The sequence below is a fragment of the Parapedobacter indicus genome (assembly GCF_900113765.1).
Lineage (GTDB): Bacteria > Bacteroidota > Bacteroidia > Sphingobacteriales > Sphingobacteriaceae > Parapedobacter > Parapedobacter indicus.
In genome coordinates this window covers 107,274-129,623 of sequence record NZ_FOQO01000011.1, presented here as the reverse complement: position 1 = coordinate 129,623, position 22,350 = coordinate 107,274, and the positions used below count along the sequence as shown (strand labels likewise).

Annotated in this window: 24 protein-coding genes; 10 read left to right on the top strand and 14 right to left on the bottom strand. The window is 47.1% G+C overall.

Features of this window, described 5'->3' with window-relative positions:
* The first annotated feature begins 71 nt into the window (after window positions 1-71).
* The 3 genes from BMZ56_RS20665 (at window position 72) to BMZ56_RS20655 (ending at window position 3,073) form a co-directional block, all read left to right on the top strand.
* Window positions 72-839 carry a 5'-nucleotidase C-terminal domain-containing protein gene (locus BMZ56_RS20665; protein ID WP_245893328.1) on the top strand — a complete coding sequence of 256 codons (768 nt, stop codon included), beginning with the start codon at window positions 72-74 and terminating at the stop codon, window positions 837-839.
* Window positions 814-1,779 carry a bifunctional metallophosphatase/5'-nucleotidase gene (locus BMZ56_RS20660; protein WP_090630216.1) on the top strand — a complete coding sequence of 322 codons (966 nt, stop codon included), beginning with the start codon at window positions 814-816 and terminating at the stop codon, window positions 1,777-1,779. The genes BMZ56_RS20665 and BMZ56_RS20660 overlap by 26 nt, the downstream gene beginning before the upstream one ends.
* A 94-nt stretch (window positions 1,780-1,873) precedes the next feature.
* Window positions 1,874-3,073: an MFS transporter gene (locus BMZ56_RS20655; protein ID WP_090630213.1), complete on the top strand. Its 1,200-nt coding sequence runs from the start codon at window positions 1,874-1,876 to the stop codon at window positions 3,071-3,073.
* A gap of 12 nt (window positions 3,074-3,085) precedes the next feature.
* Here the strand turns inward: BMZ56_RS20655 and BMZ56_RS20650 are convergent, their stop codons facing one another.
* From BMZ56_RS20650 to recR, 3 genes are read right to left on the bottom strand one after another with little or no spacing between them, the layout of a single operon-like run.
* Window positions 3,086-3,904, bottom strand: coding sequence for an SDR family oxidoreductase (locus BMZ56_RS20650; protein ID WP_090630211.1), 819 nt, complete (start codon window positions 3,902-3,904; stop codon window positions 3,086-3,088).
* Complete coding sequence (locus BMZ56_RS20645; RefSeq protein WP_245893329.1) at window positions 3,901-4,728, bottom strand: class I SAM-dependent methyltransferase; 828 nt, start codon at window positions 4,726-4,728, stop codon at window positions 3,901-3,903. Before BMZ56_RS20645 ends, BMZ56_RS20650 begins: the two co-directional genes overlap by 4 nt.
* The gene (gene recR, locus BMZ56_RS20640) at window positions 4,709-5,323 is read right to left on the bottom strand and encodes a recombination mediator RecR (RefSeq protein ID WP_090630206.1); all 615 of its coding nucleotides are present in this window, start codon (window positions 5,321-5,323) and stop codon (window positions 4,709-4,711) included. The genes BMZ56_RS20645 and recR overlap by 20 nt, the downstream gene beginning before the upstream one ends.
* Before the next feature lie 126 nt (window positions 5,324-5,449).
* Here recR and BMZ56_RS20635 point away from each other — a divergent pair, with 126 nt between their 5' ends.
* Complete coding sequence (locus tag BMZ56_RS20635) at window positions 5,450-6,160, top strand: LOG family protein (RefSeq protein ID WP_090630203.1); 711 nt, start codon at window positions 5,450-5,452, stop codon at window positions 6,158-6,160.
* 48 nt (window positions 6,161-6,208) lie between these two features.
* On the opposite strand, the gene BMZ56_RS20630 is transcribed toward BMZ56_RS20635, so the two are convergent.
* From BMZ56_RS20630 to BMZ56_RS20610, 5 genes are all read right to left on the bottom strand, one after another.
* Window positions 6,209-6,367, bottom strand: a complete 159-nt coding sequence (locus BMZ56_RS20630) for a type II toxin-antitoxin system YoeB family toxin (RefSeq protein WP_090630200.1) — start codon at window positions 6,365-6,367, stop codon at window positions 6,209-6,211.
* Window positions 6,358-6,555, bottom strand: coding sequence for a DUF2683 family protein (locus BMZ56_RS20625; protein WP_090630197.1), 198 nt, complete (start codon window positions 6,553-6,555; stop codon window positions 6,358-6,360). The genes BMZ56_RS20630 and BMZ56_RS20625 overlap by 10 nt, the downstream gene beginning before the upstream one ends.
* Window positions 6,556-6,689: 134 nt before the next feature.
* Window positions 6,690-7,058, bottom strand: a complete 369-nt coding sequence (locus BMZ56_RS20620) for a hypothetical protein (protein WP_090630195.1) — start codon at window positions 7,056-7,058, stop codon at window positions 6,690-6,692.
* Between the two features lie 74 nt (window positions 7,059-7,132).
* Window positions 7,133-7,831: a hypothetical protein gene (locus tag BMZ56_RS20615; RefSeq protein ID WP_090630192.1), complete on the bottom strand. Its 699-nt coding sequence runs from the start codon at window positions 7,829-7,831 to the stop codon at window positions 7,133-7,135.
* Window positions 7,828-8,166, bottom strand: a complete 339-nt coding sequence (locus tag BMZ56_RS20610; RefSeq protein ID WP_090630190.1) for a PadR family transcriptional regulator — start codon at window positions 8,164-8,166, stop codon at window positions 7,828-7,830. The genes BMZ56_RS20615 and BMZ56_RS20610 overlap by 4 nt, the downstream gene beginning before the upstream one ends.
* A 225-nt stretch (window positions 8,167-8,391) precedes the next feature.
* Here BMZ56_RS20610 and clpB point away from each other — a divergent pair, with 225 nt between their 5' ends.
* From clpB to mazG, 3 genes are all read left to right on the top strand, one after another.
* A complete protein-coding gene (gene clpB / locus BMZ56_RS20605; protein WP_090630466.1) occupies window positions 8,392-10,983 on the top strand; it encodes an ATP-dependent chaperone ClpB in 2,592 nt (863 codons plus the stop codon).
* Window positions 10,984-11,134: 151 nt separating this feature from the next.
* Entirely contained in the window at window positions 11,135-13,639 is a 2,505-nt protein-coding gene (locus tag BMZ56_RS20600) for an ATP-binding protein (RefSeq protein ID WP_177195238.1), read from the top strand.
* Window positions 13,640-13,675: 36 nt separating this feature from the next.
* Window positions 13,676-14,479 (top strand): nucleoside triphosphate pyrophosphohydrolase, encoded by an 804-nt coding sequence (mazG, locus tag BMZ56_RS20595; RefSeq protein ID WP_090630185.1) that lies wholly within the window; start codon window positions 13,676-13,678, stop codon window positions 14,477-14,479.
* Window positions 14,480-14,488: 9 nt separating this feature from the next.
* Here the strand turns inward: mazG and BMZ56_RS20590 are convergent, their stop codons facing one another.
* Window positions 14,489-15,589, bottom strand: coding sequence for a fatty acid desaturase family protein (locus BMZ56_RS20590; protein ID WP_090630180.1), 1,101 nt, complete (start codon window positions 15,587-15,589; stop codon window positions 14,489-14,491).
* A 158-nt stretch (window positions 15,590-15,747) separates the two neighbouring features.
* On the opposite strand from BMZ56_RS20590, the gene trpS reads away from it, so the two are divergent.
* The 3 genes from trpS to kdsB are packed head-to-tail and all read left to right on the top strand — an operon-like array spanning window position 15,748 to window position 18,134.
* A complete protein-coding gene (trpS, locus tag BMZ56_RS20585; protein WP_090630177.1) occupies window positions 15,748-16,743 on the top strand; it encodes a tryptophan--tRNA ligase in 996 nt (331 codons plus the stop codon).
* Window positions 16,744-16,751: 8 nt separating this feature from the next.
* Complete coding sequence (locus BMZ56_RS20580; RefSeq protein WP_090630175.1) at window positions 16,752-17,366, top strand: deoxynucleoside kinase; 615 nt, start codon at window positions 16,752-16,754, stop codon at window positions 17,364-17,366.
* A gap of 15 nt (window positions 17,367-17,381) precedes the next feature.
* On the top strand, window positions 17,382-18,134 hold the full coding sequence (gene kdsB, locus BMZ56_RS20575; protein ID WP_090630173.1) for a 3-deoxy-manno-octulosonate cytidylyltransferase: 753 nt from the start codon (window positions 17,382-17,384) through the stop codon (window positions 18,132-18,134).
* Between the two features lie 40 nt (window positions 18,135-18,174).
* Here the strand turns inward: kdsB and BMZ56_RS20570 are convergent, their stop codons facing one another.
* The 5 genes from BMZ56_RS20570 to BMZ56_RS20555 form a co-directional block, all read right to left on the bottom strand.
* Window positions 18,175-19,020, bottom strand: coding sequence for a sugar phosphate isomerase/epimerase family protein (locus tag BMZ56_RS20570; protein ID WP_245893330.1), 846 nt, complete (start codon window positions 19,018-19,020; stop codon window positions 18,175-18,177).
* A gap of 2 nt (window positions 19,021-19,022) precedes the next feature.
* Complete coding sequence (locus tag BMZ56_RS25685) at window positions 19,023-19,184, bottom strand: hypothetical protein (RefSeq protein ID WP_177195237.1); 162 nt, start codon at window positions 19,182-19,184, stop codon at window positions 19,023-19,025.
* A 26-nt stretch (window positions 19,185-19,210) separates the two neighbouring features.
* Window positions 19,211-20,107, bottom strand: a complete 897-nt coding sequence (locus BMZ56_RS20565; protein WP_090630168.1) for an aldo/keto reductase — start codon at window positions 20,105-20,107, stop codon at window positions 19,211-19,213.
* A gap of 23 nt (window positions 20,108-20,130) precedes the next feature.
* Complete coding sequence (bamJ, locus tag BMZ56_RS20560; protein ID WP_090630463.1) at window positions 20,131-20,868, bottom strand: BamJ family beta-barrel-assembly machinery protein; 738 nt, start codon at window positions 20,866-20,868, stop codon at window positions 20,131-20,133.
* A gap of 166 nt (window positions 20,869-21,034) precedes the next feature.
* Window positions 21,035-22,249, bottom strand: a complete 1,215-nt coding sequence (locus BMZ56_RS20555) for an MFS transporter (protein ID WP_090630167.1) — start codon at window positions 22,247-22,249, stop codon at window positions 21,035-21,037.
* Between the last annotated feature and the right edge of the window lie 101 nt (window positions 22,250-22,350).

Below are 22,350 nucleotides of genomic sequence, written 5' to 3'. Positions count from 1 at the left end.
ATGCCTTTTAACAATTAGTTATTCCTGATTTCATCCAGGTTGACTAACTTTGCGCGGTTCAAAGGGAGATTATGAAACATTTCCAAATCAACGTATCCATCTCGCATTTCGGTTTTTTTCTCTTCGTTGCGTTATTGACTTCCTGCCATCGGTATTTTGTCCCCGCCAGCCATCAATACACCCAACAGCAGATTGACAGTACCCTTACGCCTGACGCGGCCTATATGGAGTATTATCGACCCTATAAACAACAATTGGAAGCCGAAATGGACCGTGTAATCGGCCACACCGATGTTGCCCTTACCAAACCCAGCAACGTACCCGAAACACGGCTTGGCAATTTTTTTACCGATGCGTTGCTGGCGGAAGGAAAAAAGCAATACCCGGATGCTGAATTTTCCTTTGGTACAAAGGGCGGCCTGCGCATTGAATTGCAGCAAGGAGACATCACAATAGGCAACCTTTTTGAACTGATGCCGTTTGAAAACGAATTGGTGCTGCTAGAGCTCTCGGGTAAGAGTGTTCAGCAACTGGCTGAATTCATCGCTGCCACTGGCGGCCAGCCCGTATCGGGGTTGCGCATGAAAATCAGCGACGGCAAAGCCACCGATATCGCAGTAGCAGGGAAACCACTGGAGCTTTCCCATACTTATAAACTAATTACCTACGACTATCTCGCCAACGGAGGCGACAATTCCCGCGGACTGAATAGCCCGGTTAGCCGCATCAACCTGGGTCAGAAAGTACGGGAAGCATTGATCACCTATGTAAGCGAACAAACGCAGGCAGGTAAACACATAAATACACAACTCGATGGACGAATTATCCACGATCAATAGGCGTCGTTTTCTGAAACAAGCGGGTACACTTGCCGCACTTTCGACGGTCGGCGGTATTCCGTTGACTGCTTTGGCCAATGAAGATCATGTCACACTGACCATCCTACATACCAACGACGTGCATAGCCGTATTGATCCGTTTCCGATGGACGGCTCACGCAACCAGGGACTGGGCGGCGTGGCGCGTCGGGCTACCCTGGTGGAGCGCATCCGGAGCGAACAACGTAACGTGCTCTTGCTCGATGCAGGCGATACCGTACAGGGAACCCCTTATTTTAACCTATTTGGAGGGAAGGTGGAATTGGAACTCATGAGTAGAATGCGCTACGATGCGAGTACCTTTGGCAACCACGAGTTTGACAATGGATTGGAGGGCTTGGCTAAAATGCTTCCCTATGCCAAATTTCCGTTCCTTACAGCCAATTACGATTTTAGTGACACGCTTCTGAAAGGAAAGACACGCGATTACATCATCTTCAGGAAACAAGGCCTTCGGATTGGAGTATTCGGACTGGGAATCCAGCTGGCCGGATTAGTAGATCCGACACGTTGCCAAGGGGTACGCTATCTCGACCCCGTCACTACTGCCAATGTACTTGCCGAACGACTCAAACAGGACTACCGATGCAACCTCGTCGTCTGCCTCTCCCACTTGGGCTACAAATACCAAGGAAATAAAGTTTCCGATGTGGTGTTGGCAAGGAACACGCGTAACATCGACCTGATCATCGGTGGGCATACCCATACCTTCATGCCCGAACCGGAACATATCCGCAATCTCGACGGTCAGATGACCACCATCAACCAGGTAGGGTTTGCCGGTATTAATCTGGGCCGACTGGACTACATATTTGAACGGCAGTCGAAAAAGAAAAAATTGGTAACTGCGGGGCGGTACAAGATGTCGGAACGGATGTCTGCAGTAATGGAACGCGGATAACGCGCAAAATTATTCCGGATTTTTATTGTGGCATTCGGGCAGTAAGCGGGGAAATCCGCACTAATTGGTCAGATCGTTGTTATCTGCATGTATCATGAAAGAACTTTTACGCATATACATAGACTCATACAAGGGGTTGTCAAAATCCGCATGGATGTTGGCATTGGTCATGTTGATCAACCGCACGGGCGCTATGGTCCTCCCCTTCCTTAGTATCTATATGACCCAAGCATTGGGCTTCACGATTACGGAAGCAGGTGTTGTGCTAGCCTGTTTCGGACTAGGCGCAGTAACGGGCTCCTGGTTAGGCGGGTGGCTGACGGATCGCTATGGTAATTTCTGGGTTCAGACACTAAGTCTGCTTGTATCGGTTCCACTGTTTTTGATTATTCCCCATTTTACTTCGGTTGAAGCTCTTGCCGCTATTATTTACATCTTGAGTGTAACCACCGAATCCTTCCGTCCGGCCAACTCCGTTTCCGTGGCGCGTTATGCAAAACCTGAAAATATTACCCGCGCTTTTTCGCTTAACCGGATGGCCATTAATCTCGGTTTCTCCATCGGGCCTGCCTTGGGGGGCTTTCTGGCTTCATTTTCTTATAACTGGATTTTTTATGGAAATGCGCTGGGAGCCTTTATCGCTACCCTAACCTTTGTTGCATTTTTCCGTAAGCGAAAAGGAAATATAAAGAGACATACTGAAACGACCGGAACGCCGGCATCCCCTACCCGATCACCCTATCAAGATCAAATTTTCTTAGTATTCAGCCTTCTCTGCTGCATCTACGCGATCTGCTTTTTCCAACTATTAAGCACATTACCACTTTTTTACCAAAAAGGCCACGGCCTTACGGAAGGTCAAGTAGGTATTATCCTCGGATTCAGCGGATTTGTCGTTGTAATTTTCGAAATGTTGCTCGTACATATGGCGGAACGCCGTCTCTCCTATGCAAGCAGTATTTTCTGGGGAACGGCGCTTTGTGCCGTTTCTTTTGCATTGCTACCCATTCCTACAGGTTATTGGATACTCTACCTTTCCATTTTCCTGATGAGTATTTCAGAAATCCTAGCCATGCCTTTCATGGCCTCCGTTGCGGTAAAACGCGCTTCTAAGCAAAACCAAGGAGCCTATATGGGATTGAATGCATTGGCTTTTTCGGCCGCACATGTTTTTTCTCCGTTCATCGGCACACACGTCGCCGACAATTATGGATTCAACATTCTCTGGTGGGGCACGGCGGTGGTGCTCGTTGGCATCTCGGGCGGCCTATATTTCGTCGTAAGAAAAATGTAACGTCCGAATTCCCTACTTTATCAACGGATTTTTTTCTTTCGCAAACAGCTTATACACCTGCCCATCTACCCAAGCAGGCAGCAGCTTATTCATCCATACGGCCAACTTACCCTGTCGGGTCATGACCAACGTACGTTTACGCTGGATAACTCCCTGCACGATGCGCTCGGCAACTTCTCCGGCCGTCATCATTTTGTGTTCGTCCATGCTGGTTTCTCCGTGTGTACTGCCCTTGGCATCCAACGCGGTCTGCCGAATATTGGAGGCGGTAAAGCCTGGGCAGGCCAGCATCACATGCAGCCCGGTTTTCAGGTTTTCGACGCGTAATGATTCCATGAATCCATGAATGGCAAATTTGGAAGCTGAATACCCCGTGCGCCCCGGTAAGCCGCGGTAGCCGGCAATAGATGACACGGCCACGACAGATCCCTTACTGTGGAGTAACTCGTCCATGGCGTACTTGGTGCAGTACACTGTACCCCAAAAATTGACATCCATTAGCCTGTGTAACACCTGTAGATCCAAATCGGCAAACAGTGCACGCATGCTGATTCCCGCATTATTTACCAATACATCCACACCGCCAAAAGTAGTTACTGCTTGCTGTATCAGCATCTGGCAATCCGTTTCTTTGGCTACATCGCACTGCACGGCTACCGCACGTATGCCATACGTCGACTCTAAGGATTGGCTGATTGTACATAAATCGACATAACGTCTTGCACCCAACACGAGAGATGTTCCCTGCCGTGCAAATGCCTCCGCACAGGCTAGGCCGATACCGGATGACGCACCTGTGATAACGACTGTTTTGTTTTTCAATTCATTCAAGGTTTGTTTTTTTGAAGGGCTTTCAACGCATACACCATTGGCATTTTGTTACCTATATGCTCGATCCGGAATTTTCCCGGCTCGTATTCAATCGCATGTTTAAAGCAATTGTAGGGAGAATAGTCGAATTCTTCAAAGGAAATGAGTTCAAGTCTGGCACCCACCAATGCTTGCAGTACCTTCCCGAGTCCATGGTTCCAGCAGACGTATTGGGATTCAATTGGAGCATCACGTTCGGCATACGTACCCGATTGTGTTTCGACAAATGCCTCAGAACTGGAGTATGGATAAGCGATGCGGTCGAAATCGTCATCGAACATCCACACCACCGGGTGAAATTCCACAAATACAAATTTACCTCCCGGTTTTAGGAAGCGCGACACGAGTGCCCCCCACTTATCCAGGTCCGGAAGCCAGCCGATGGTGCCGTAGCTTGTGAATACAATGTCAAACTGCCTATCCAAATGACCAGCTAAATCATAAATATCGCAACAGATAAAATCAACGGCTACACCGATCTGTTCCGCAAACAGCCGGCCTTTTTCAATGGCCCTATCCGAAAGGTCAACAGCCGTGACGGAAGCCCCCATTCGGGCCAACGAGATGCTGTCTTGTCCAAAATGACATTGTAAGTGCAGTATGGTTTTTCCTGCAACGTCACCCAGCAATCCGAGTTCAATCGCGTTTAACGAAGATTTCCCTTGGAGGAAACGCTCGTTATCATAAAATGCAGATTGAACATGCACATCCACACGGTTGTTCCACGACTGCCTGTTTTTGCTGATGTAATCCAGTTCTTCCATCTTAGGCAATACTCCGTTCATAAGGTACGCGGGTAGCGATGGATCGGCCAAGGGTTACTTCATCCACATATTCCAGTTCACCGCCAAAGGCAATGCCCCGCGCAATCGTACTGATCTGCACGCCGAAATCCTTGAGCTTCTTATACAGGTAAAAGATAGTGGTATCCCCTTCCATGGTAGCACTTAACGCCAGGACCACCTCATGTATCCCTCCGGCCTTCAAACGGCCAACCAAGCTGTCAATTTGAAGGTCAGACGGCCCTACTCCGTCCATGGGCGATATCAGTCCACCCAACACGTGGTATACGCCGTGATATTGATTGGTATTTTCGATGGCCATCACGTCGCGCGTATCCTCAACCACACAGATCAATCCCTTGTCACGTTTATGCGAGGCACATATCTCGCAAATTGTTTGATCGGAAATATTATGGCACGTGGTACAATACCGGATTTCCTGTTTCAAGCGATTCAACGCCTCGGTAAACCGCATGACATCGGCCTCGGGTTGTTTCAGTAGGTGCAGCACCAGGCGCAGGGCGGTCTTCTGTCCCACCCCGGGCAGACGCCCAAATTCAATCACCGCCTGTTCCAGCAGCTTGGAGGAAAAGTTCATAACGCAAAGATACATGTTTGGGCCGAAAAGTTTGTAAAGACGGATTGAACACTGATAACAAGATTTAGCGGATAACCGCTTTGCTCGAAAAATTAGTACTTTAGCGAAAATCAAAAATCACCAACGATGGCGAGAACGCGAGAAGATAAAATTATGCGGGCCTTTGAAAACAAAACCTGGCAGGAGATCAAAGTGAAAGATTCCTGGCAGATTTTCAAAATCATGGCTGAGTTCGTCGATGGATTCGAAAAACTGGCAAAAATAGGCCCGTGTGTATCGATGTTTGGGTCGGCGCGCACGCCGCAGGACCATAAAAATTATCAGCTAGCCGAAGACATCGCCCGACTGCTTACCGAGCGCGGTTACGGAGTCGTATCGGGCGGTGGACCGGGCATTATGGAAGCCGCTAACAAAGGTGCGTACGAGGCAGGCGGAAAATCGGTGGGTATTAACATCGAGCTCCCGTTTGAGCAATTCCATAATCCCTATATCGATCGAGACAAACTCCTTCAGTTCAATTATTTCTTTGTTCGGAAAGTCATGTTCATGAAGTACTCCCAAGGGTTTATTGTCCTGCCTGGAGGGTTCGGCACGATGGACGAGCTCTTTGAGGCCATTACACTGATCCAGACCGGTAAAATCGCTCGGTTCCCGATCGTATTGGTTGGCCAAGACTACTGGGGTGGCCTTTTCGATTGGGTAAAAAACCGAATGTTGGAAGAAGGGAATATCAGTCCCGAAGATCTTAACTTGTACCGCCTGGTGGATACTGCTGAAGAGGCGGCTGGCCATATCTTCCGGTTCTACGATAAGTATCTACTCAAACCGAATTTTTAAAGTGGGACCACTTTGATTTGATCGGAAGACCAATTTTAGGTATAATGCCTATTGGTGCTTAAGGGGTTCAGGTTTACCAATGCCTGAAAACGGATCCTGTAAAATGGCTTGGGTTAACTCGGCAATACGCTTTATGATTTTCTCATTGCCGCTTTTCTTCCATTCCTTCCATTCCTTAAATGCACGTCGGGTGAATTCTATTTCCATAACTCGTCCAGTGTCATTTTCACTGTACGACCCGCCTTAATATCCTCCTCGCCTTCCTGCATTTTCGCAACAAAATCAGTATTATAGGCTGCTTTGCTCTCCTCAAAATCAACCTTCAATGCTTTCAGTACCACCTTGATCGCCGTTAATTTTTCGCTAGTATCCGGATGTACGATTAAATATCCCATACCGCAAATTCACAAAAATTCCTGTAATGATTGTCTACTCCGCCATGTCCACCTTAACATTTAATATCGTTAATGCCATCGTTAACTACATTATCTACGGTGGCTTTATAGCCAGTACTTTAAGGCACCGGATTCTATTTAGCAAAATATTTTCTAGGCATGATCAGTGAGGCCACCAACAATGAACCGAAAATGGCACAGCCAACCAGCAACATTTGCCACCTTTCCTGATTCTCCACCCGAAATTCATGGAACTCCGAAAGTAATGCTAACAGAAAATAAACACTCGCGCCCGCCAATAGAATAGCTATCGAAAGTGCGAGATACTTGTTCTTCCAAATCAATAGGGCTATGAACACCAGTATGCCAAAGCCCATTATTCCACTAAAAGACGTCAAGGAAGACGTCCCAATCCATTCGCCAAGGAAACAAACCATTGCTGCTACTAACACCAAAATTTCCGGGATATAGGGAAGTACTTTCTTGATTTTATCTGCTTTCATATTTCATGCTTTTATCTATGGTAATCAACTGGTTAGTCAACAATAACGAAAGTCGCTATAAAATACAAGATAAATCAATCAATCCGTTTTAACAAAACATCGTGCCGCTCAAACTCCCGGCAATTCCGGATGGCATACGATGTGACTCTGAAAAACACCGCAAAAAGGAATGTAAAAAACAAGGTGATGCATGCGAAAAGGCACGCATAGACCCAGGCTTCCTCCGGATAGCGGGCGAATTGATTAGAAATCGTCGGCCACCCTCCTCCGCCACCGTAAAGGAGAAAAGTTGGTAGAATGATAAATTGATTAGCGAACTGCATGGCCATCAGTTTCCGATATTTACGTTGCAACCACAGATTATATGCGACTGCTACCACCGAAAAAGCTAGATACACAAAACCCGTTATCACAAACAGCCAAGGCGTGGCAATCCAGAAAAAGAGCTGGTATAATACCAACGCGAAACCTCCTACTACCAACACAGCAGGGAAAGACAGCCACCGCTTCAACTCAAGCGACATCTGACGGAAATATTTCTTACGAAGCGAGTTGGCCATCGCTTCTTTCAGCGTACTAAATCCAGACACACCGAATTCCGCATGGGTCTGTTGCAGTGCCTCTTCAAAGGTTAACGCAGGATTTCCGCCCATTCTTTCTTCAATGCTACAAGCTACGTGATCGACGATTTCCATTTGGAGATCGATCGCCGTAAAGCCTTGCTGACCGATGAAAGTTCGTAAGTGTTTTAGTTGCTGTTCGTTCAGTTTCATGATACGGTCGGCTTTAGATTCAACACTAATTGCAGCTTTTCAATGAAAATAGCAGCTTCACTCATTTTTTCTTTTACTTCCCCCTTTCCTTCGGACGACAATGCGTAGTATTTGCGCACGCGTCCATCCACCAGCTCTGTACTGGTTTCGAGTAGACCTTCTGCCTCCAATTTGTGTAGTGCAGGATACAAAGCACCCTCGGTAAGTTTGAACTCTCCTTGGCTTAGCTGTTTTACTTTTTGGGTGATCTCGTAGCCGTACATCTTATCGTGATCTTCAAGTAACTTCAAAATAATGGTTTGAAGGGTGCCTTTTAATAATTTCGCTGAACTCATACAGCAAATATACAGTTTTCCAATATACATAAGAAAATTATGCATTAATGCTGTTTTAGGAGCATTCGCATGCTAACGGCTATATTCTGCTATTTTTTCAGTATAATCTACTATCCAACAGACAATTATTCAGCATCACCTAAACAAATCAAGACAAAATTTCCGATTTAGCAATCAAATCCGCCATGGTATTTGTTTTGATTACACATGAGTAAAATCAAGACGATGAATTTCAATAACTATACGATCAAAGCACAGGAAGCCATCCAGAAAGCTTCTGAGATTGCAGTGGGCAACCAACAGCAATCCATCGAAACGGCACACTTGCTGAAAGGGCTGTTGCTGGTGGATGAAAATGTGGTCAGCCATCTACTGAAAAAACTGAATGTAAATGTGAAGCATGTGGAGGAAGAGCTCGACAAACAGATCAGTACGTTTCCAAAAGTCAGCGGCAGTAACATCTACCTTGCTTCCTCAACCAACACCGCGTTGCAAAAGGCCCAATCTTATTTAAAGGAATTTAAAGATGAGTTTGTATCCATTGAACACATCTTATTAGGTATTTTGAATGCCGGCGATAAAACCGCAGCACTCCTGAAAGATCAGGGCGTAACGGAAAAAGACCTGAAAAAAGCAATTACCGATCTACGGGGCAACGCACGGGTAACCGACCAGAATGCGGAGGCTACGTACAATGCGCTCAATAAATACGCCCGTAACCTCAACGAAGATGCCGAATCGGGAAAACTGGATCCCGTTATCGGTCGCGACGAGGAAATCCGCCGGGTTATCCAGATTTTGTCGCGCCGTACCAAAAACAACCCCATCCTGGTGGGTGAACCCGGTGTGGGAAAAACAGCGATCGCTGAAGGTATTGCGCATCGGATTATCAAAGGGGATGTACCTGAGAATTTGAAAACAAAGACGGTTTTCTCACTGGATATGGGCGCTTTGATTGCCGGGGCCAAATACAAAGGCGAATTCGAAGAGCGCCTTAAAGCCGTGGTGAAGGAAGTAACGCAAAGCGATGGTGAAATCATCCTCTTTATTGATGAGATTCATACACTGGTCGGAGCCGGTGGAGGTGAAGGAGCCATGGACGCCGCCAACATTCTCAAGCCGGCGTTAGCCCGTGGGGAGCTGCGCGCCATCGGTGCCACGACACTCAACGAATACCAGAAGTATTTCGAAAAAGACAAGGCCTTGGAGCGCCGTTTCCAAAAGGTGATGGTGGAGGAACCCGATACACAGGATGCCATTTCGATCTTGCGCGGATTAAAAGAACGTTATGAAACCCACCACAAGGTGCGTATCTTAGACGAGGCCATCATTGCGGCCGTAGAGCTTTCACAACGTTATATTGCCGATCGGTTCCTGCCCGATAAGGCCATCGACCTCATGGATGAAGCAGCTTCCAAGCTTCGGCTGGAAATGGACTCCGTGCCTGAGGCGGTAGACGAGATTGAGCGGCGCATCATGCAGCTGGAGATCGAGCGGGAAGCAATCAAACGGGAGAAAGATGCGAAAAAAGTCGACGAACTGAGTAAGGAAATTGCCAACCTCAGCGCCGAACGGGATTCCTTACGGGCCGCATGGCAGAGCGAAAAAACGCTGGTCGATACGATCAACCAGGAGCTGGAACAGATCGAAAACTATAAAATAGAGGCCGATCAAGCCGAACGGGCGGGTGATTATGGACGCGTGGCTGAAATCCGTTACGGCCGGATCAAAGAGTCGCAAGACAAAGTGGAAACCCTTAAAAAAGAGCTTGCCGAAAAGCAAAGCGACAGCCGGATGCTGAAGGAAGAAGTCACGGCGGAAGACATTGCAGGGGTAGTATCCCGGTGGACAGGAATTCCAGTCACCAAAATGGTTCAGAGTGAACGTGACAAATTGCTACACCTTGAAGAAGAGTTACACAAGCGGGTTGCCGGTCAGGAAGAAGCGATCGAAGCCATTTCCGATGCCATCCGTCGATCCCGTGCCGGTCTCAGCGACAAACGCCGCCCCATCGGTTCGTTCATATTCCTCGGCACCACCGGTGTAGGAAAGACCGAGTTAGCAAAGGCACTGGCGGAGTTTCTATTCAACGATGAGCAATCCCTAGTACGTATTGATATGAGCGAATATCAAGAACGTCACTCGGTCTCCCGTCTCATCGGTGCGCCTCCGGGATATGTCGGATACGATGAAGGTGGTCAGCTAACGGAAGCTATCCGGCGCCACCCCTACGCCGTCGTGTTGCTGGATGAAATCGAGAAAGCACATCCCGATGTCTTCAACATCTTATTACAAGTGCTGGACGATGGACACCTCACAGACAATAAAGGCCGGATCGTGAATTTCAAAAACACGATCATCATCATGACGTCCAACATCGGTTCACACCTTATTCAGGAAAATTTCAGCCAATTGGACGAAAGCAATAAGGACGAGATTATGGCCAAAACGCAGGGCGAAGTGTATGAATTACTTCAAAAGACCATACGACCCGAGTTCCTCAACCGGATTGACGAGGTAATTATGTTTGCCCCGCTAAGCAGAGAAGAACTTGGCAAGATTGTGCACATGCAGTTTGCCAACGTACAAAAGCAGCTCGCTGAAATGGGCATCCATCTTACCGCGAGTGATGAGGCATTGGATTGGCTGGCACAATTGGGATATGATCCCCAATATGGAGCCCGTCCGTTGAAGCGTGTGATCCAAAAACATATTCTCAATGAACTATCCAAGGAAATCCTGGCGGGCAAAGTCGATAAAGAAAGCCACATCAAGCTGGATATGTTTGATAACAAGTTTGTGTTTTTGAACCAGTAATCGACTTTCGCTATCAGCTTTCTACTTTCAAGAGAGCTGATAGCGAACTGCCGATTATTGAGAGCCGATTGCTGACCGCCAATTACCACTTTAGCACAATTTTTGGTAGCTTTACTTAAAATTGGGAGAATAGTCGATGCCTACCCGAAACATGCAATCTACAGAAAGTGTGCGACGCAAGGTTATTTTTGTTTTCGTATCCTGCGCGATTGCATTGGTATTGGCTTGGATTATCAGCCGAGTGGCATTCACGGAAATGATGGATACCGTGGATAGCATCACTATTCCCGACCCGAAATTGGAACGTGTTAGCCGTATTTCAAGAGACATTATGCGGCTGGACCAACTGCAACGTTCCCAGGCGTTTATCGGCAATGGTACATCGTACAAAAGTTTCTCCAGGGAATCGGCAAAAATTCAATTGTCTTTAGACTCTCTGAGCCATTCGTACGAAGGTAGCTCCATCCAGCAAGCCCGGATTGACTCCATTAAAACACTACTTCGGGAACGGGATAATCTGTTTAAATCTTACGTAAAGGTCCGCGAAAAAGTAGTGGATAGTCATGTATTTTCAGAACAATTGCAGTCCCTCAGTGATATTTTGTACGAACCCGGACCTGACAGCAAAGTGGTAACAACCGAACGTAAACGTCGCACCACAACCATTGCCGGAGATACGAGTACCGTCACCGCCGTACCTATAGATAGTGATGACCGCGGCTTTTTCTCCCGTCTGTTCGGACGAAAGAAAGAAGAGCAGCCGCTTCCGGTCGTCGAGGAACGCCGGATGGTGGAAGAAGAACTGGAAACAGTGGTAGACACCATTCATGCCACGCGGCGCGACAGTACGCTCGCACGCATTGACAGCATCGTACAGCGTTTTCAGACACTTCAACAGCAACAGCGCGAACAATTCGTTGATCGTGAATTACAATTGACCGTAGTTAGCAATACGCTAATTAGTAATATGCTTAGCATTCTCCATTCCGTAGAAAACGAAGCGATGCAGCAGATGGAATTGGACAATCAGCAGGCGAAGTCGGTCGTAAATGATAGTGTATGGCGGATCAGCGCGATTATCCTTGCCTTTTTCATTATCACCGCCATCATGCTGTACCTGATTTTGGGCGATATCCGTCGGAACAATGCATACCGGCTGGCGCTGGAAGCCGCGAAAGAAGAAGCAGAATACCATGCTGCCGCTAAACAACGCTTTCTTGCCAACATGAGTCACGAATTGCGCACCCCCCTTCAATCCATCATCGGGTACTCCGAACAACTGAAACAGGAGCATTCAGTGGAAGACGCCAAAATAGATGCCATCTACCAATCGTCGGAACATCTTCTTCAAATTGTGAATGAAATTCTGGACTATAGCCGGATCACTTCGGGCAAGATCGTGCTCAATGAAAGACCATTTTCTGTAGAAGACTTGGCTAACAGTGTGGTTGCAGTAATGAAAACGCAAGCGCAGGCCAAAGGATTAACGTTAGATTTCAACACCCGTATTCTGGGATTGGGAGGGGTTATCGGTGATGCATTCCGGATCAAACAGATTTTGTTTAACCTGTTGAGCAATGCCATTAAATTTACCGACCAAGGCAAAGTAACGCTCAACGTAAGTACGGTGGTTTATACGGAGAAGACCGAATTGAATATCGTCGTCAAAGATACGGGCAAAGGAATACCTACTGAAGATCTGGAACGCATCTTCAACGACTTTGAACAATCGGAAAATGCCAACTCAGGGGTGTATTTCGGCAGCGGTCTCGGACTAAGTATCGTGAAAGCAATCTGCGAAAGCATGCATGGTGATATCCGCGTGGAAAGCAAAAAAGGATACGGATCTGTTTTCAAGGTAAACATTCCGCTCCAGACTTCCCGAACCACGACCCCTGAAGCTTCTCTCCGAACCAACCGACAACCCGTAAAACCCTTTGAGGGACATATCTGGATCATTGACGACGACCGCCTCATCCTCGGGCTTTGCAAAAACATCCTCAGCAAACGCCACATTCCATATCGTTGCTTCACTTCGCCGAACGAGGTCCTGTCGACCGATTGGGATCCTCGGGTTACAACCGTGTTGATGGACATCCGAATGCCTGAAATGAATGGGATGGAGTTGAACCGGGAATTGCGTAAAAAAATTGGGATGGACGGCGTAACGATTTACGCGTGTACTGCACAGGTACTACCGGAAGAACAGGAACAAATTCTTGCCCAAGGCTTTGATGGATTGTTGCTCAAACCGTTTAAGGAGGCCGACTTACTGCACCTGCTGAACATTGCACCATCAGACGCTGCATCCAAGCAGACAGAGATATCCCTCCCGCAATTTGCCGATGATGAAAAACAAGCCAGTGAGATCATCGCGCTTTATACACGCGACACTGCAGATGATATTGCTGCACTGAGAGAAAACTATAAAACACAGAATTTAGCCAGCGTAGAACTGCTATTGCATCGCCTTGCCGGACGTACTGCACAAATCGGTGCCGACAAAATCGCCTTCCAACTGCGAAAGATGGAGATCGACGTTCGTAGTGGAGACATACCCGGAGAGACGGCATTGGAAAGCATCGTCAGCCAACTTACCGACCTCATCCTACAGCTCCAAATTCAGGGAACCCCTCAGGAAGCGAATTTTGGATAGGCGGAATTCACTATCTTTGCCGCAAAACAATTAATCATGTCCCATACTCCTCCCCCGCCCCAACACACACCGGCAAAAACATTTGAACGCCTGCTTACTGTGCTAAACACGCTACGGACAGACTGCCCTTGGGACAGGAAGCAAACGATGGAATCTTTACGCCATCTCAGCATCGAAGAAATGTATGAACTGGGTGACGCCATCCTGGATAACGACCTCGATGAAGTGAAAAAGGAGCTGGGCGATCTCATGATGCATCTGGTGTTTTATGCGCGTATTGCGGAAGAGCAAGGAGCCTTTGATATTGTGGACGTGCTGAATACGGTATGTGAAAAACTGATCACCCGGCATCCGCACATTTATGGCGACGTGGATGTAGCAAACGAAGAAGATGTGAAACGCAATTGGGAACAGCTTAAACTCAAGGAAGGAAATAAATCAGTATTGGCAGGGGTTCCTCACTCGTTGCCCGCGCTGGTAAAGGCGTACCGAATACAGGATAAGGTGCGGGGCGTAGGATTTGATTGGGAAGATAAAGCACAGGTATGGCAAAAGGTAGAAGAGGAACTGGCAGAATTCAAGCACGAATTTAACGTAGCCGAATCTACCGCCATCGACGCCGAAAAGGCAGAAGCCGAATTCGGAGATCTCCTGTTTTCACTAGTTAACTATGCGAGGTTTGTGGGGATTAACCCCGAGAATGCACTGGAAAGGACGAACAAAAAATTCATCAAACGCTTCACACATCTTGAAACCCGTGCGAAAGAAACGGGCAAGAACCTGAAAGAAATGACACTGGCGGAAATGGATGTGTATTGGGAAGAAGCCAAAAAACGCTAACTTTCCAAGCTATAACTCTCCGTGCTGAAATAAATTCTCACCTCTCCCTTGTTTCTTTAACAGCACAAAGTGTGATCGCACCGCTTTAATAGCCGGATAGCAGGTGTAAGGCAGGTTATATTCCTTTGCATACCGCTTGATAATAGGTGTAATATAGGGATAATATGTGTGCGCCACATGAGGAAATAGGTGGTGCGCCACATGGTGCGTAAAGCCTCCAAACAGGAAATTAGCCAGCCCATTATCTGCGCTGAAATCTTTAGTCACCATCATTTGATGTTCGGCCCAAGTTACATCCATCTTCCCATCTGCGGGCGGTAAAGGGAAAACAGCCGTTTCATCTACGTGCGTGGATATAAGCGCGATAACCCCCAGCAAGCTTCCAAAAATATGCATACACAACCACCCAAGAACCACGATATACCAAGGTTGATTCAATATCAATAGGGGAATTCCTACCAGGTAAAACAAATTAAAGATTTTGGCAGCAAACAATTTGTAATACTCGACACGCGGAATCTTCATGATCCGCTTCACATAATTGTCTTTGGTACCAAAAAAATCCTTGAAATCCCGGATAAATAACCAATTGAGCGTATATAGTGGATAGAGCAGAAACATATAGATATGCTGGTACCGATGCTGGTTCAGGTACTCACTATCCGGAAATATACGGACCAGGTCACTCTGTTTGATATCGGTATCCCAATGCTGGATATTCGGATACGGGTGATGCAGTACATTATGACGCTTCCCCCAAAGCCAACTGTTGCTACCGAAAAACTCCAGTACATACATAAAGCGCTGGTTGTGTTTCCGCTTCTTAAACACAGCGCCGTGCGCCGCATCATGAAAGGCATTGATGAACAGCATGATCATCGAAAAGCCCAGCAAAATATAAAACAAAAATAGTAGCGGTGTATAGTTTCCAAACACCAGGATGCTTGTATAAAAACCTGCATACAGAAAAAGCAGGAAATACGTCTTTACCACATTCCGGCGTTGGATGCGTTTGTCACCCAGCACCTTTTCCTGTACTTCCTTTTGAAGTTTCTTAAAAAAGTCATCTGGTCCCGGCTTTTTGTATGTCGGTTTTACAAGTGTGTCCATATCCCACCGATTATTTCTATTCGATGACAAAAATAAAGATAATAGCCCACAAACATGTGATAAACGAAGATTTGATTCTCCACATTGACAATACAATGACCAACAGCCGGCTTCTGCACATCCAAATTAGCTAATAATTCCTTAATTTCGCCGCCAATATGGAAACAGTTGTAAGCGGTATCCGCAGTACCGGAAAACTTCATTTAGGAAACTACTACGGCGCAGTCAGAAGCTTTGTAAAAATGCAGCATGAATACAACTGCTATTTTTTCATTGCCGACCTGCATTCACTGACAACCCACCCCACTCCGGAAGATCTATATGCCAATGTCCGGCAAGTCATGGTGGAATATCTTGCCGCCGGAATCGATCCCGAAGTGGCCACAATTTATATTCAATCCGATGTACCTGAAGTTGTGGAGCTTTATCTCTACCTCAACATGAACGCCTATATGGGTGAGCTCGAGCGGGCGGCATCTTTCAAAGACAAGGTGCGTGCAAATCCGGATAACGTAAATGCCGGGCTACTCACCTACCCCGTCCTGATGGCCGCCGATATTCTGCTGCATCACGCCGTCAAAGTTCCCGTTGGCAAAGATCAGGAACAACACCTTGAAATGACGCGTACCTTTGCCAACCGGTTCAATCGCCTATACAAAACGGATTATTTTACCGAACCCCATGCATTTTCTTTCGGCAAACAGCTCGTCAAGATACCGGGCTTAGACGGTAAAGGAAAAATGGGGAAATCCGAAGGCGAAGGTAACGCCGTATATCTGTCTGATTCGCCGGAGATCATCCGAAAAAAGGTCATGCGGGCCGTGACAGACAGTGGGCCGACCACTCCCAACCAGCCAAAACCGGAAGCAATTCAAAACCTTTTCACGCTGATGGAAGCAGTATCCACGCCCGACACGGTAGCCCATTTCAACGAATTATATAACACCTGCCAAATCCGTTATGGAGACCTTAAAAAACAGTTGGCCGAAGACATGATTGCAGCAACGGCGCCTGTGCGCGAGCGCATCCATGATATTTCCAATGATAACGACTATATTAGCAAAGTAATTAGACACGGAAACGAAAAGGCACGTGAAAGTGCCCGTAAAACCGTGGCCGAAGTACGCGAAATCATTGGCTTTAAGAAGTTTTGACTTAACACATGCACATTGCCATCGTAGGAAATATTGGAGCGGGAAAAACGACACTTACCCGGTTACTGGCCAACCACCTCAAATGGGAGCCTCAATTTGAAGCAGTTGACGACAATCCCTATTTGGAAGATTTTTACAGCGACATGAAACGCTGGGCATTCAACCTGCAGATTTATTTTCTGAACAGTAGGTTCAGGCATATTGTGCAATTACAGCAAAAGGAAACCAATATCATCCAAGATCGAACGATCTACGAAGACGCGTACATCTTTGCCGAAAACCTATATGACATGGGCTTAATGAGCGCCCGTGATTTTGAGAACTACAGCAATATTTTCGAAAGTATCATTTCCTATATCAAAGCCCCTGATTTACTCATTTACCTGAGGGCTTCCGTTCCTACACTCGTGGAAAACATACAAACCCGGGGCAGGGAATATGAAGCAAACATACGGCTGGACTATTTGTCAAAGCTCAATACCAAATATGAGAAGTGGATTAAAAATTACAAGGATGGAAAACTGCTCATTTTGGATAAAGATAAATTGGATTTCGCGAACAATCGGGATGACCTGGGATTTGTGATCCAGAAAATAGAAACCGAATTGTTTGGGTTATTTTAAGTCATCTTATAGCTCATGTCCCAGCTAAAATCCATCGGCATCATCCCTGCGCGCTACGCCTCCACCCGTTTCCCCGGGAAGCCGCTTATTGACATTGCAGGGAAGAGCATGATCCGACGTGTATACGAACAAGCAACCAAAAGTAAGCGATTGGATGCTGTCATCGTCGCAACCGACGACGAGCGCATACAGGCTCATGTAGGCGCTTTCGGTGCGCCGGTAGTATTGACGGCCGAAACCCATCAAAGTGGAACCGACCGCTGTGCGGAGGTTATCGCCGCCACCCCCGGGTTTGACATTGCCATCAATATACAGGGCGATGAGCCGTATATTGATCCCGAGCAAATCGATTTACTGGTCGACTGTTTTCAGAAACAAGAGGTGCAGATTGCAACACTCATTAAACGGATTACAACATTGGATGTGCTATTTAATCCCAACATCCCCAAGGTTGTGATCGATCGTACAGGAAAGGCTATCTATTTCAGTCGGCAGACCATTCCTTATTTCCGTAACGCACCTTCTCAGGACTGGCCTTACTCGCACACTTATTACAAACACATCGGCATCTATGGATACCGTACGCAAGTGTTAGCAGAGCTGACGGCATTGCCCATCTCCTCGTTGGAACGCGCCGAATCGTTAGAACAACTGCGCTGGCTGGAAAACGGCTATCACATCCAAACCGCTGAAACCACGTTCGAAACACTTGCCGTTGACACGCCCGAAGATCTCGAAAAACTATTGACACAAAAAAAGCCACAATGAGTTTTGTGGCTTTTTATAATTAAAATGGGTTTCGGGATTTCTATTGTGTGAGAATCGCACGGAAGTTTTTCACACTTTCCGCAACATCACCCACATTATTTTCCCAGTTGTGCTCATATTCGGCAGATATATTGCCTTTGAATCCCTGTCTTTTTAATTCAGCGATCAGCCCTTCTACATTGCAGACACCTGTTCCCCAATGCACATCGTGTCCTTCACGTGATTTTTCGGATAAATCCTTAAAATGGAGACTCACCAGGTGGCCTTCGTACTGTTTGAGGCATTCCAACGGATCAAGCCCCGATCGTACCCAGTGTCCCACATCGGCACATCCACCCACGTATGGGCTATTTGCCTTCGCTACCGCAGCCAATACCACCTTTGGATCCCAGTAGTGGGAAGGTTGGGGGTGATTGTGGATACCCAACTTGATTTTATATTGGTTAGCCAGCTGGCCAATCAACGGCATAAACTTTTCATCGGGTTCCGAATTGATTACCTTAACGCCCATTGCTTTGGCAAACTCGAATATCTGCTTCCACTCCTCTTCGGTGTTACCGTTTACCACGCCAAATGCACATAGTTTTACCTTTTTCTTCTTCAATGCGTGCAAAATAGCCTTCCGTTGAGCGGCGTCCATTTTATAATCCATCGTCCCTTCCATTCCTCCACCTAATTTTTGTCCAGGATAGGCCTCAACACTATTCAAACCAGCTTCCAACGTCTTGTCTACGGCTTCAAAAAAACTAAATCGATTGAACGTGTAGGTCTGGGCGGAAAGATGCCAGTCCAACTTCTTTTCCGGCTGCTGTGCGTATGATGCGGTTATGCCCGCCGCGAGCACAACAAGCCCCATCATGGTCACTAATCTTAACTGCTTTTTCATATTCATAATTGTTTATTCATTACTTGTCTATTTTCAAAGGCATTCATGCTGCCTTCGGCGGTATTCATTACTTGTCTATTTTCAACCGCATTCATGCTGCCTTCGGCGGTATTCATTACTTGTCTATTTTCAACCGCATTCATGCTGCCTTCGGCGGTATTCATTATTCTCTGTTCGCTCTAAAGTTGCGTCATCGATGTGCTTCGTAGTGAAATGAGCGTACCGCTTTGCGCAGGACGGTCCGTTGTATATCGGATAGCGGCGTCGCGTTTCGCAACGCAAGAATCGCATCATCCAATTGCGCCGATGTCCGTATGCCCAGTGCGGCAGTAGCCACCGCCGGATGTGCCCACACATATCCCAATGCGGCCTCCAATTTACTCAGCCCCGATTCATCCGCTATCTTTGCCAGTGTTTTAGCTGCCCTTGTTACTTCGCCGTCCGTAAACTGCAGATAATTAGCGGCAGATTTGCCTAACAACAGACCTTGTGCAACGGCACCCCGGCAAACCACACTGATACCGTGCTGATGCAACAGGTCCAGCACCTCCTCTTCGGGGCGATGATCCAGCACACTGTACTGCATCATGACGCTGACAATATTTGAGCGCTTCACATATTCCCGGATTACATTCGGGCGGATGGACGATATGCCATACCAACGGATTTTCCCCTGCTGCTTAAGCAGTTCAAAGGCTTCTATCGTTTCATCGATTGGGTCATCAATTGTGCCGCCGTGCAGTTGGTAAAGGTCAATGTAATCGGTTTTGAGCCGTCTGAGACTTTGTTCGGCACATTTCAGGATGTATTCCTTACTGGGATTCCAGTCCCACCCGGTACCATCGGGGCGCCATTGGTTACCTGCTTTGGTGGCAATGATCACATCTTTACGTATGGGTTTAAGCGTTTCCCCTACATAAAGCTCGTTCAGCCCTTTTTGATATAAATCAGCCGTATCGAAATAATTGATCCCGGCCTCTGCTGCCTTTCGTAATAGATCTTTGTACTGGGCGGCATTTTCCCCCAGCGACATGCAGCCGAAGCTCACGGGGCTTACTTGTAAATCCGATTTACCTAACGGGTTCATTGACGCGCCTTGACCTGTACAATTTATTTAGCTTGCGCTTCGACCGGATCGGTTATGCTAGGCGCTTCTTCTGCGCGCTTTTTTACCGAAATCAGTTCAACGTCAAAAATTAGGGAGCTGTAAGGCGGAATATCCTGTCCGGCTCCGCGCTCTCCATACCCAAGGTCATACGGTATATAAATACGATACTGCGCACCTTGTGGCATCAGCTGTATCCCTTCTTGCCAGCCTTTTATGACGCGGTCCAGTGTAAATGTGGCAGGTTCGCCCCGGTCGTAGGAACTGTCAAACACGTTGCCATCGCTTAACTGCCCTTTGTAATGTACCGTTACCGTGTCCGTTAACGTCGGTTTCTCGCCTGTTCCATCACGGATGATTTCGTATTGGAGGCCCGACTCGGTGGTCGTTATACCCGGCTTTGCTTTGTTACTTTCCATAAACGCAACCGCTTCCTGCTTCAATTGCGCGTCCATTTTTTCACGGGCGGCCGTAATAGCCTCCATAATCAGTTCACGTTCCGCTGTCTCGTTGAAAGTGGTCTCCTTTCCCGCAAATACATCAGTTACCGCTTGGGCCAGCACAGTAGCATTTATTTCTTCCATCCCCGTACGTTTCAGGTCTCGGGCAATTGAAGCGCCAAATGCGTAAGCCACGGAATCGCTGCGGCTTTTTAGCAGATTTACGGCATTGGGCTGCTGGGCATATAGAGAACCGGTACTTACAGCCAGGCATCCGGCGGCGGCAATACTTAAAAATTTCATTCGAAAATAGTTTACTCGTAAAGAACTCATGGAACCTGCACTTTCATCGCCTTTTGCATCAGGCGCCGACAGGGCAGGTTTCATATGGATTCAATTCATTTATTACAATGACAAGCTTACAAATATATACAAGCTTGTTGATGTCTCACTAGTAAATGAGGTAAAATTATGCTGACCTTTTCCTCAAGTTCGGCAAAAAGGCGGCTACGATACCGATGAGCGGCAAAAACGCACATACATGATAGACATAGTCGATGCCCTGGCTATCGGCCAATTTTCCGAGCACCGCCGAACCAATTCCTCCCATACCAAACGCAAAGCCGAAAAACAGCCCCGACACCATTCCCACATTACCGGGTAGTAGTTCCTGCGCATATACCAGAATGGCTGAAAATGCCGAGGCAATGATCACTCCGATGACAAAGGACAAAATGACTGTCCATAAAAGGTTGGCATAGGGAAGCGCCAACGTGAACGGCGAAGCGCCGAGAATAGATAGCCAGATAACGTATTTACGCCCAATCCGATCACCCACTGGCCCTCCGATCATCGTACCTGCAGCCACGGCGAAAAGAAAAACAAACAGATACAATTGGGAATGCTGGACAGAAACCCCAAATTTATCAATCAGATAAAACGTATAATAACTGGTTAGGCTGGTCAGGTAAAAATACTTGGAGAAAATGAGCACCAACAATACGATGATGGATACAACAACCGTTTTACGAGGCAAAGATTGATGGACCACTTCCTTAACTTTATACTTTCGAAGAATGTAGTTCCGAATAGATTTCGGTTTATACCACTTGCCTATGCGGTAAAGAATAACAATCGCTGTAAGTGCTGCAAATGAGAACCAGATGACATTGAATTGTCCAAAAGGTGCAATCAGCATAGCCGCCAGCAACGGCCCTATGGCACTACCCGCATTGCCCCCCACTTGAAAAAGCGATTGCGCAAATCCTCTGCGGCCGCCCGACGCCACATAGGCCATGCGCGATGCTTCTGGATGAAACACTGACGACCCTGCCCCTACAAATGCCACCGCTACAAGCATCCAGAGGTAGGAAGTTGCCATTGCCAACATAATAAGTCCTATGAGGCTAAAGCCCATCCCCACTGGCAACGCATAGGGATAAGGCCTACTGTCTGTAAGTACACCCACCAACGGCTGCAATAGTGACGATGACAACTGGAAGACCAGGGTGATCACACCAATTTGCGAAAAACTCAAATGAAAGGAATCCTTTACAATCGGATAAATCGCCGGGATGAGCGACTGAATGGTATCGTTGAGCAGGTGCGAAAAACTCAGTGCAAATAATACGGGATAAATGGTTGCCGAAACCTGTTTGGCAGTTGCGGATGCGTCGGTGTCCATGAGCACAAATGAAATAAAAATTTGTGCAAAGCTAAGAAATCATTTTACTTGATGCTTTCATTTATTCCGGCTATTTTCAATACGTATCCCTTATTCGATTT

What these genes read in the sequence shown, in the direction of transcription:
- BMZ56_RS20610 (WP_090630190.1), bottom strand. Translation starts at nt 8,166, where the DNA reads ATGAGTTCAGCGAAATTATTAAAAGGCACCCTTCAAACCATTATTTTG.
- BMZ56_RS20625 (WP_090630197.1), bottom strand. Translation starts at nt 6,555, where the DNA reads ATGGGATATTTAATCGTACATCCGGATACTAGCGAAAAATTAACGGCG.
- BMZ56_RS20665 (WP_245893328.1), top strand. Translation starts at nt 72, where the DNA reads ATGAAACATTTCCAAATCAACGTATCCATCTCGCATTTCGGTTTTTTT.
- bamJ (WP_090630463.1), bottom strand. Translation starts at nt 20,868, where the DNA reads ATGAAATTTTTAAGTATTGCCGCCGCCGGATGCCTGGCTGTAAGTACC.
- BMZ56_RS20620 (WP_090630195.1), bottom strand. Translation starts at nt 7,058, where the DNA reads ATGAAAGCAGATAAAATCAAGAAAGTACTTCCCTATATCCCGGAAATT.
- BMZ56_RS20565 (WP_090630168.1), bottom strand. Translation starts at nt 20,107, where the DNA reads ATGAACCCGTTAGGTAAATCGGATTTACAAGTAAGCCCCGTGAGCTTC.
- BMZ56_RS20590 (WP_090630180.1), bottom strand. Translation starts at nt 15,589, where the DNA reads ATGGACACACTTGTAAAACCGACATACAAAAAGCCGGGACCAGATGAC.
- BMZ56_RS20660 (WP_090630216.1), top strand. Translation starts at nt 814, where the DNA reads ATGGACGAATTATCCACGATCAATAGGCGTCGTTTTCTGAAACAAGCG.
- BMZ56_RS20555 (WP_090630167.1), bottom strand. Translation starts at nt 22,249, where the DNA reads ATGGACACCGACGCATCCGCAACTGCCAAACAGGTTTCGGCAACCATT.
- BMZ56_RS20635 (WP_090630203.1), top strand. Translation starts at nt 5,450, where the DNA reads ATGGCGAGAACGCGAGAAGATAAAATTATGCGGGCCTTTGAAAACAAA.
- BMZ56_RS20645 (WP_245893329.1), bottom strand. Translation starts at nt 4,728, where the DNA reads ATGAACGGAGTATTGCCTAAGATGGAAGAACTGGATTACATCAGCAAA.
- clpB (WP_090630466.1), top strand. Translation starts at nt 8,392, where the DNA reads ATGAATTTCAATAACTATACGATCAAAGCACAGGAAGCCATCCAGAAA.
- kdsB (WP_090630173.1), top strand. Translation starts at nt 17,382, where the DNA reads ATGTCCCAGCTAAAATCCATCGGCATCATCCCTGCGCGCTACGCCTCC.
- BMZ56_RS20570 (WP_245893330.1), bottom strand. Translation starts at nt 19,020, where the DNA reads ATGAAAAAGCAGTTAAGATTAGTGACCATGATGGGGCTTGTTGTGCTC.
- BMZ56_RS20655 (WP_090630213.1), top strand. Translation starts at nt 1,874, where the DNA reads ATGAAAGAACTTTTACGCATATACATAGACTCATACAAGGGGTTGTCA.
- trpS (WP_090630177.1), top strand. Translation starts at nt 15,748, where the DNA reads ATGGAAACAGTTGTAAGCGGTATCCGCAGTACCGGAAAACTTCATTTA.
- recR (WP_090630206.1), bottom strand. Translation starts at nt 5,323, where the DNA reads ATGAACTTTTCCTCCAAGCTGCTGGAACAGGCGGTGATTGAATTTGGG.
- BMZ56_RS20630 (WP_090630200.1), bottom strand. Translation starts at nt 6,367, where the DNA reads ATGGAAATAGAATTCACCCGACGTGCATTTAAGGAATGGAAGGAATGG.
- BMZ56_RS20580 (WP_090630175.1), top strand. Translation starts at nt 16,752, where the DNA reads ATGCACATTGCCATCGTAGGAAATATTGGAGCGGGAAAAACGACACTT.
- BMZ56_RS25685 (WP_177195237.1), bottom strand. Translation starts at nt 19,184, where the DNA reads ATGAATACCGCCGAAGGCAGCATGAATGCGGTTGAAAATAGACAAGTA.
- BMZ56_RS20600 (WP_177195238.1), top strand. Translation starts at nt 11,135, where the DNA reads ATGCAATCTACAGAAAGTGTGCGACGCAAGGTTATTTTTGTTTTCGTA.
- BMZ56_RS20615 (WP_090630192.1), bottom strand. Translation starts at nt 7,831, where the DNA reads ATGAAACTGAACGAACAGCAACTAAAACACTTACGAACTTTCATCGGT.
- mazG (WP_090630185.1), top strand. Translation starts at nt 13,676, where the DNA reads ATGTCCCATACTCCTCCCCCGCCCCAACACACACCGGCAAAAACATTT.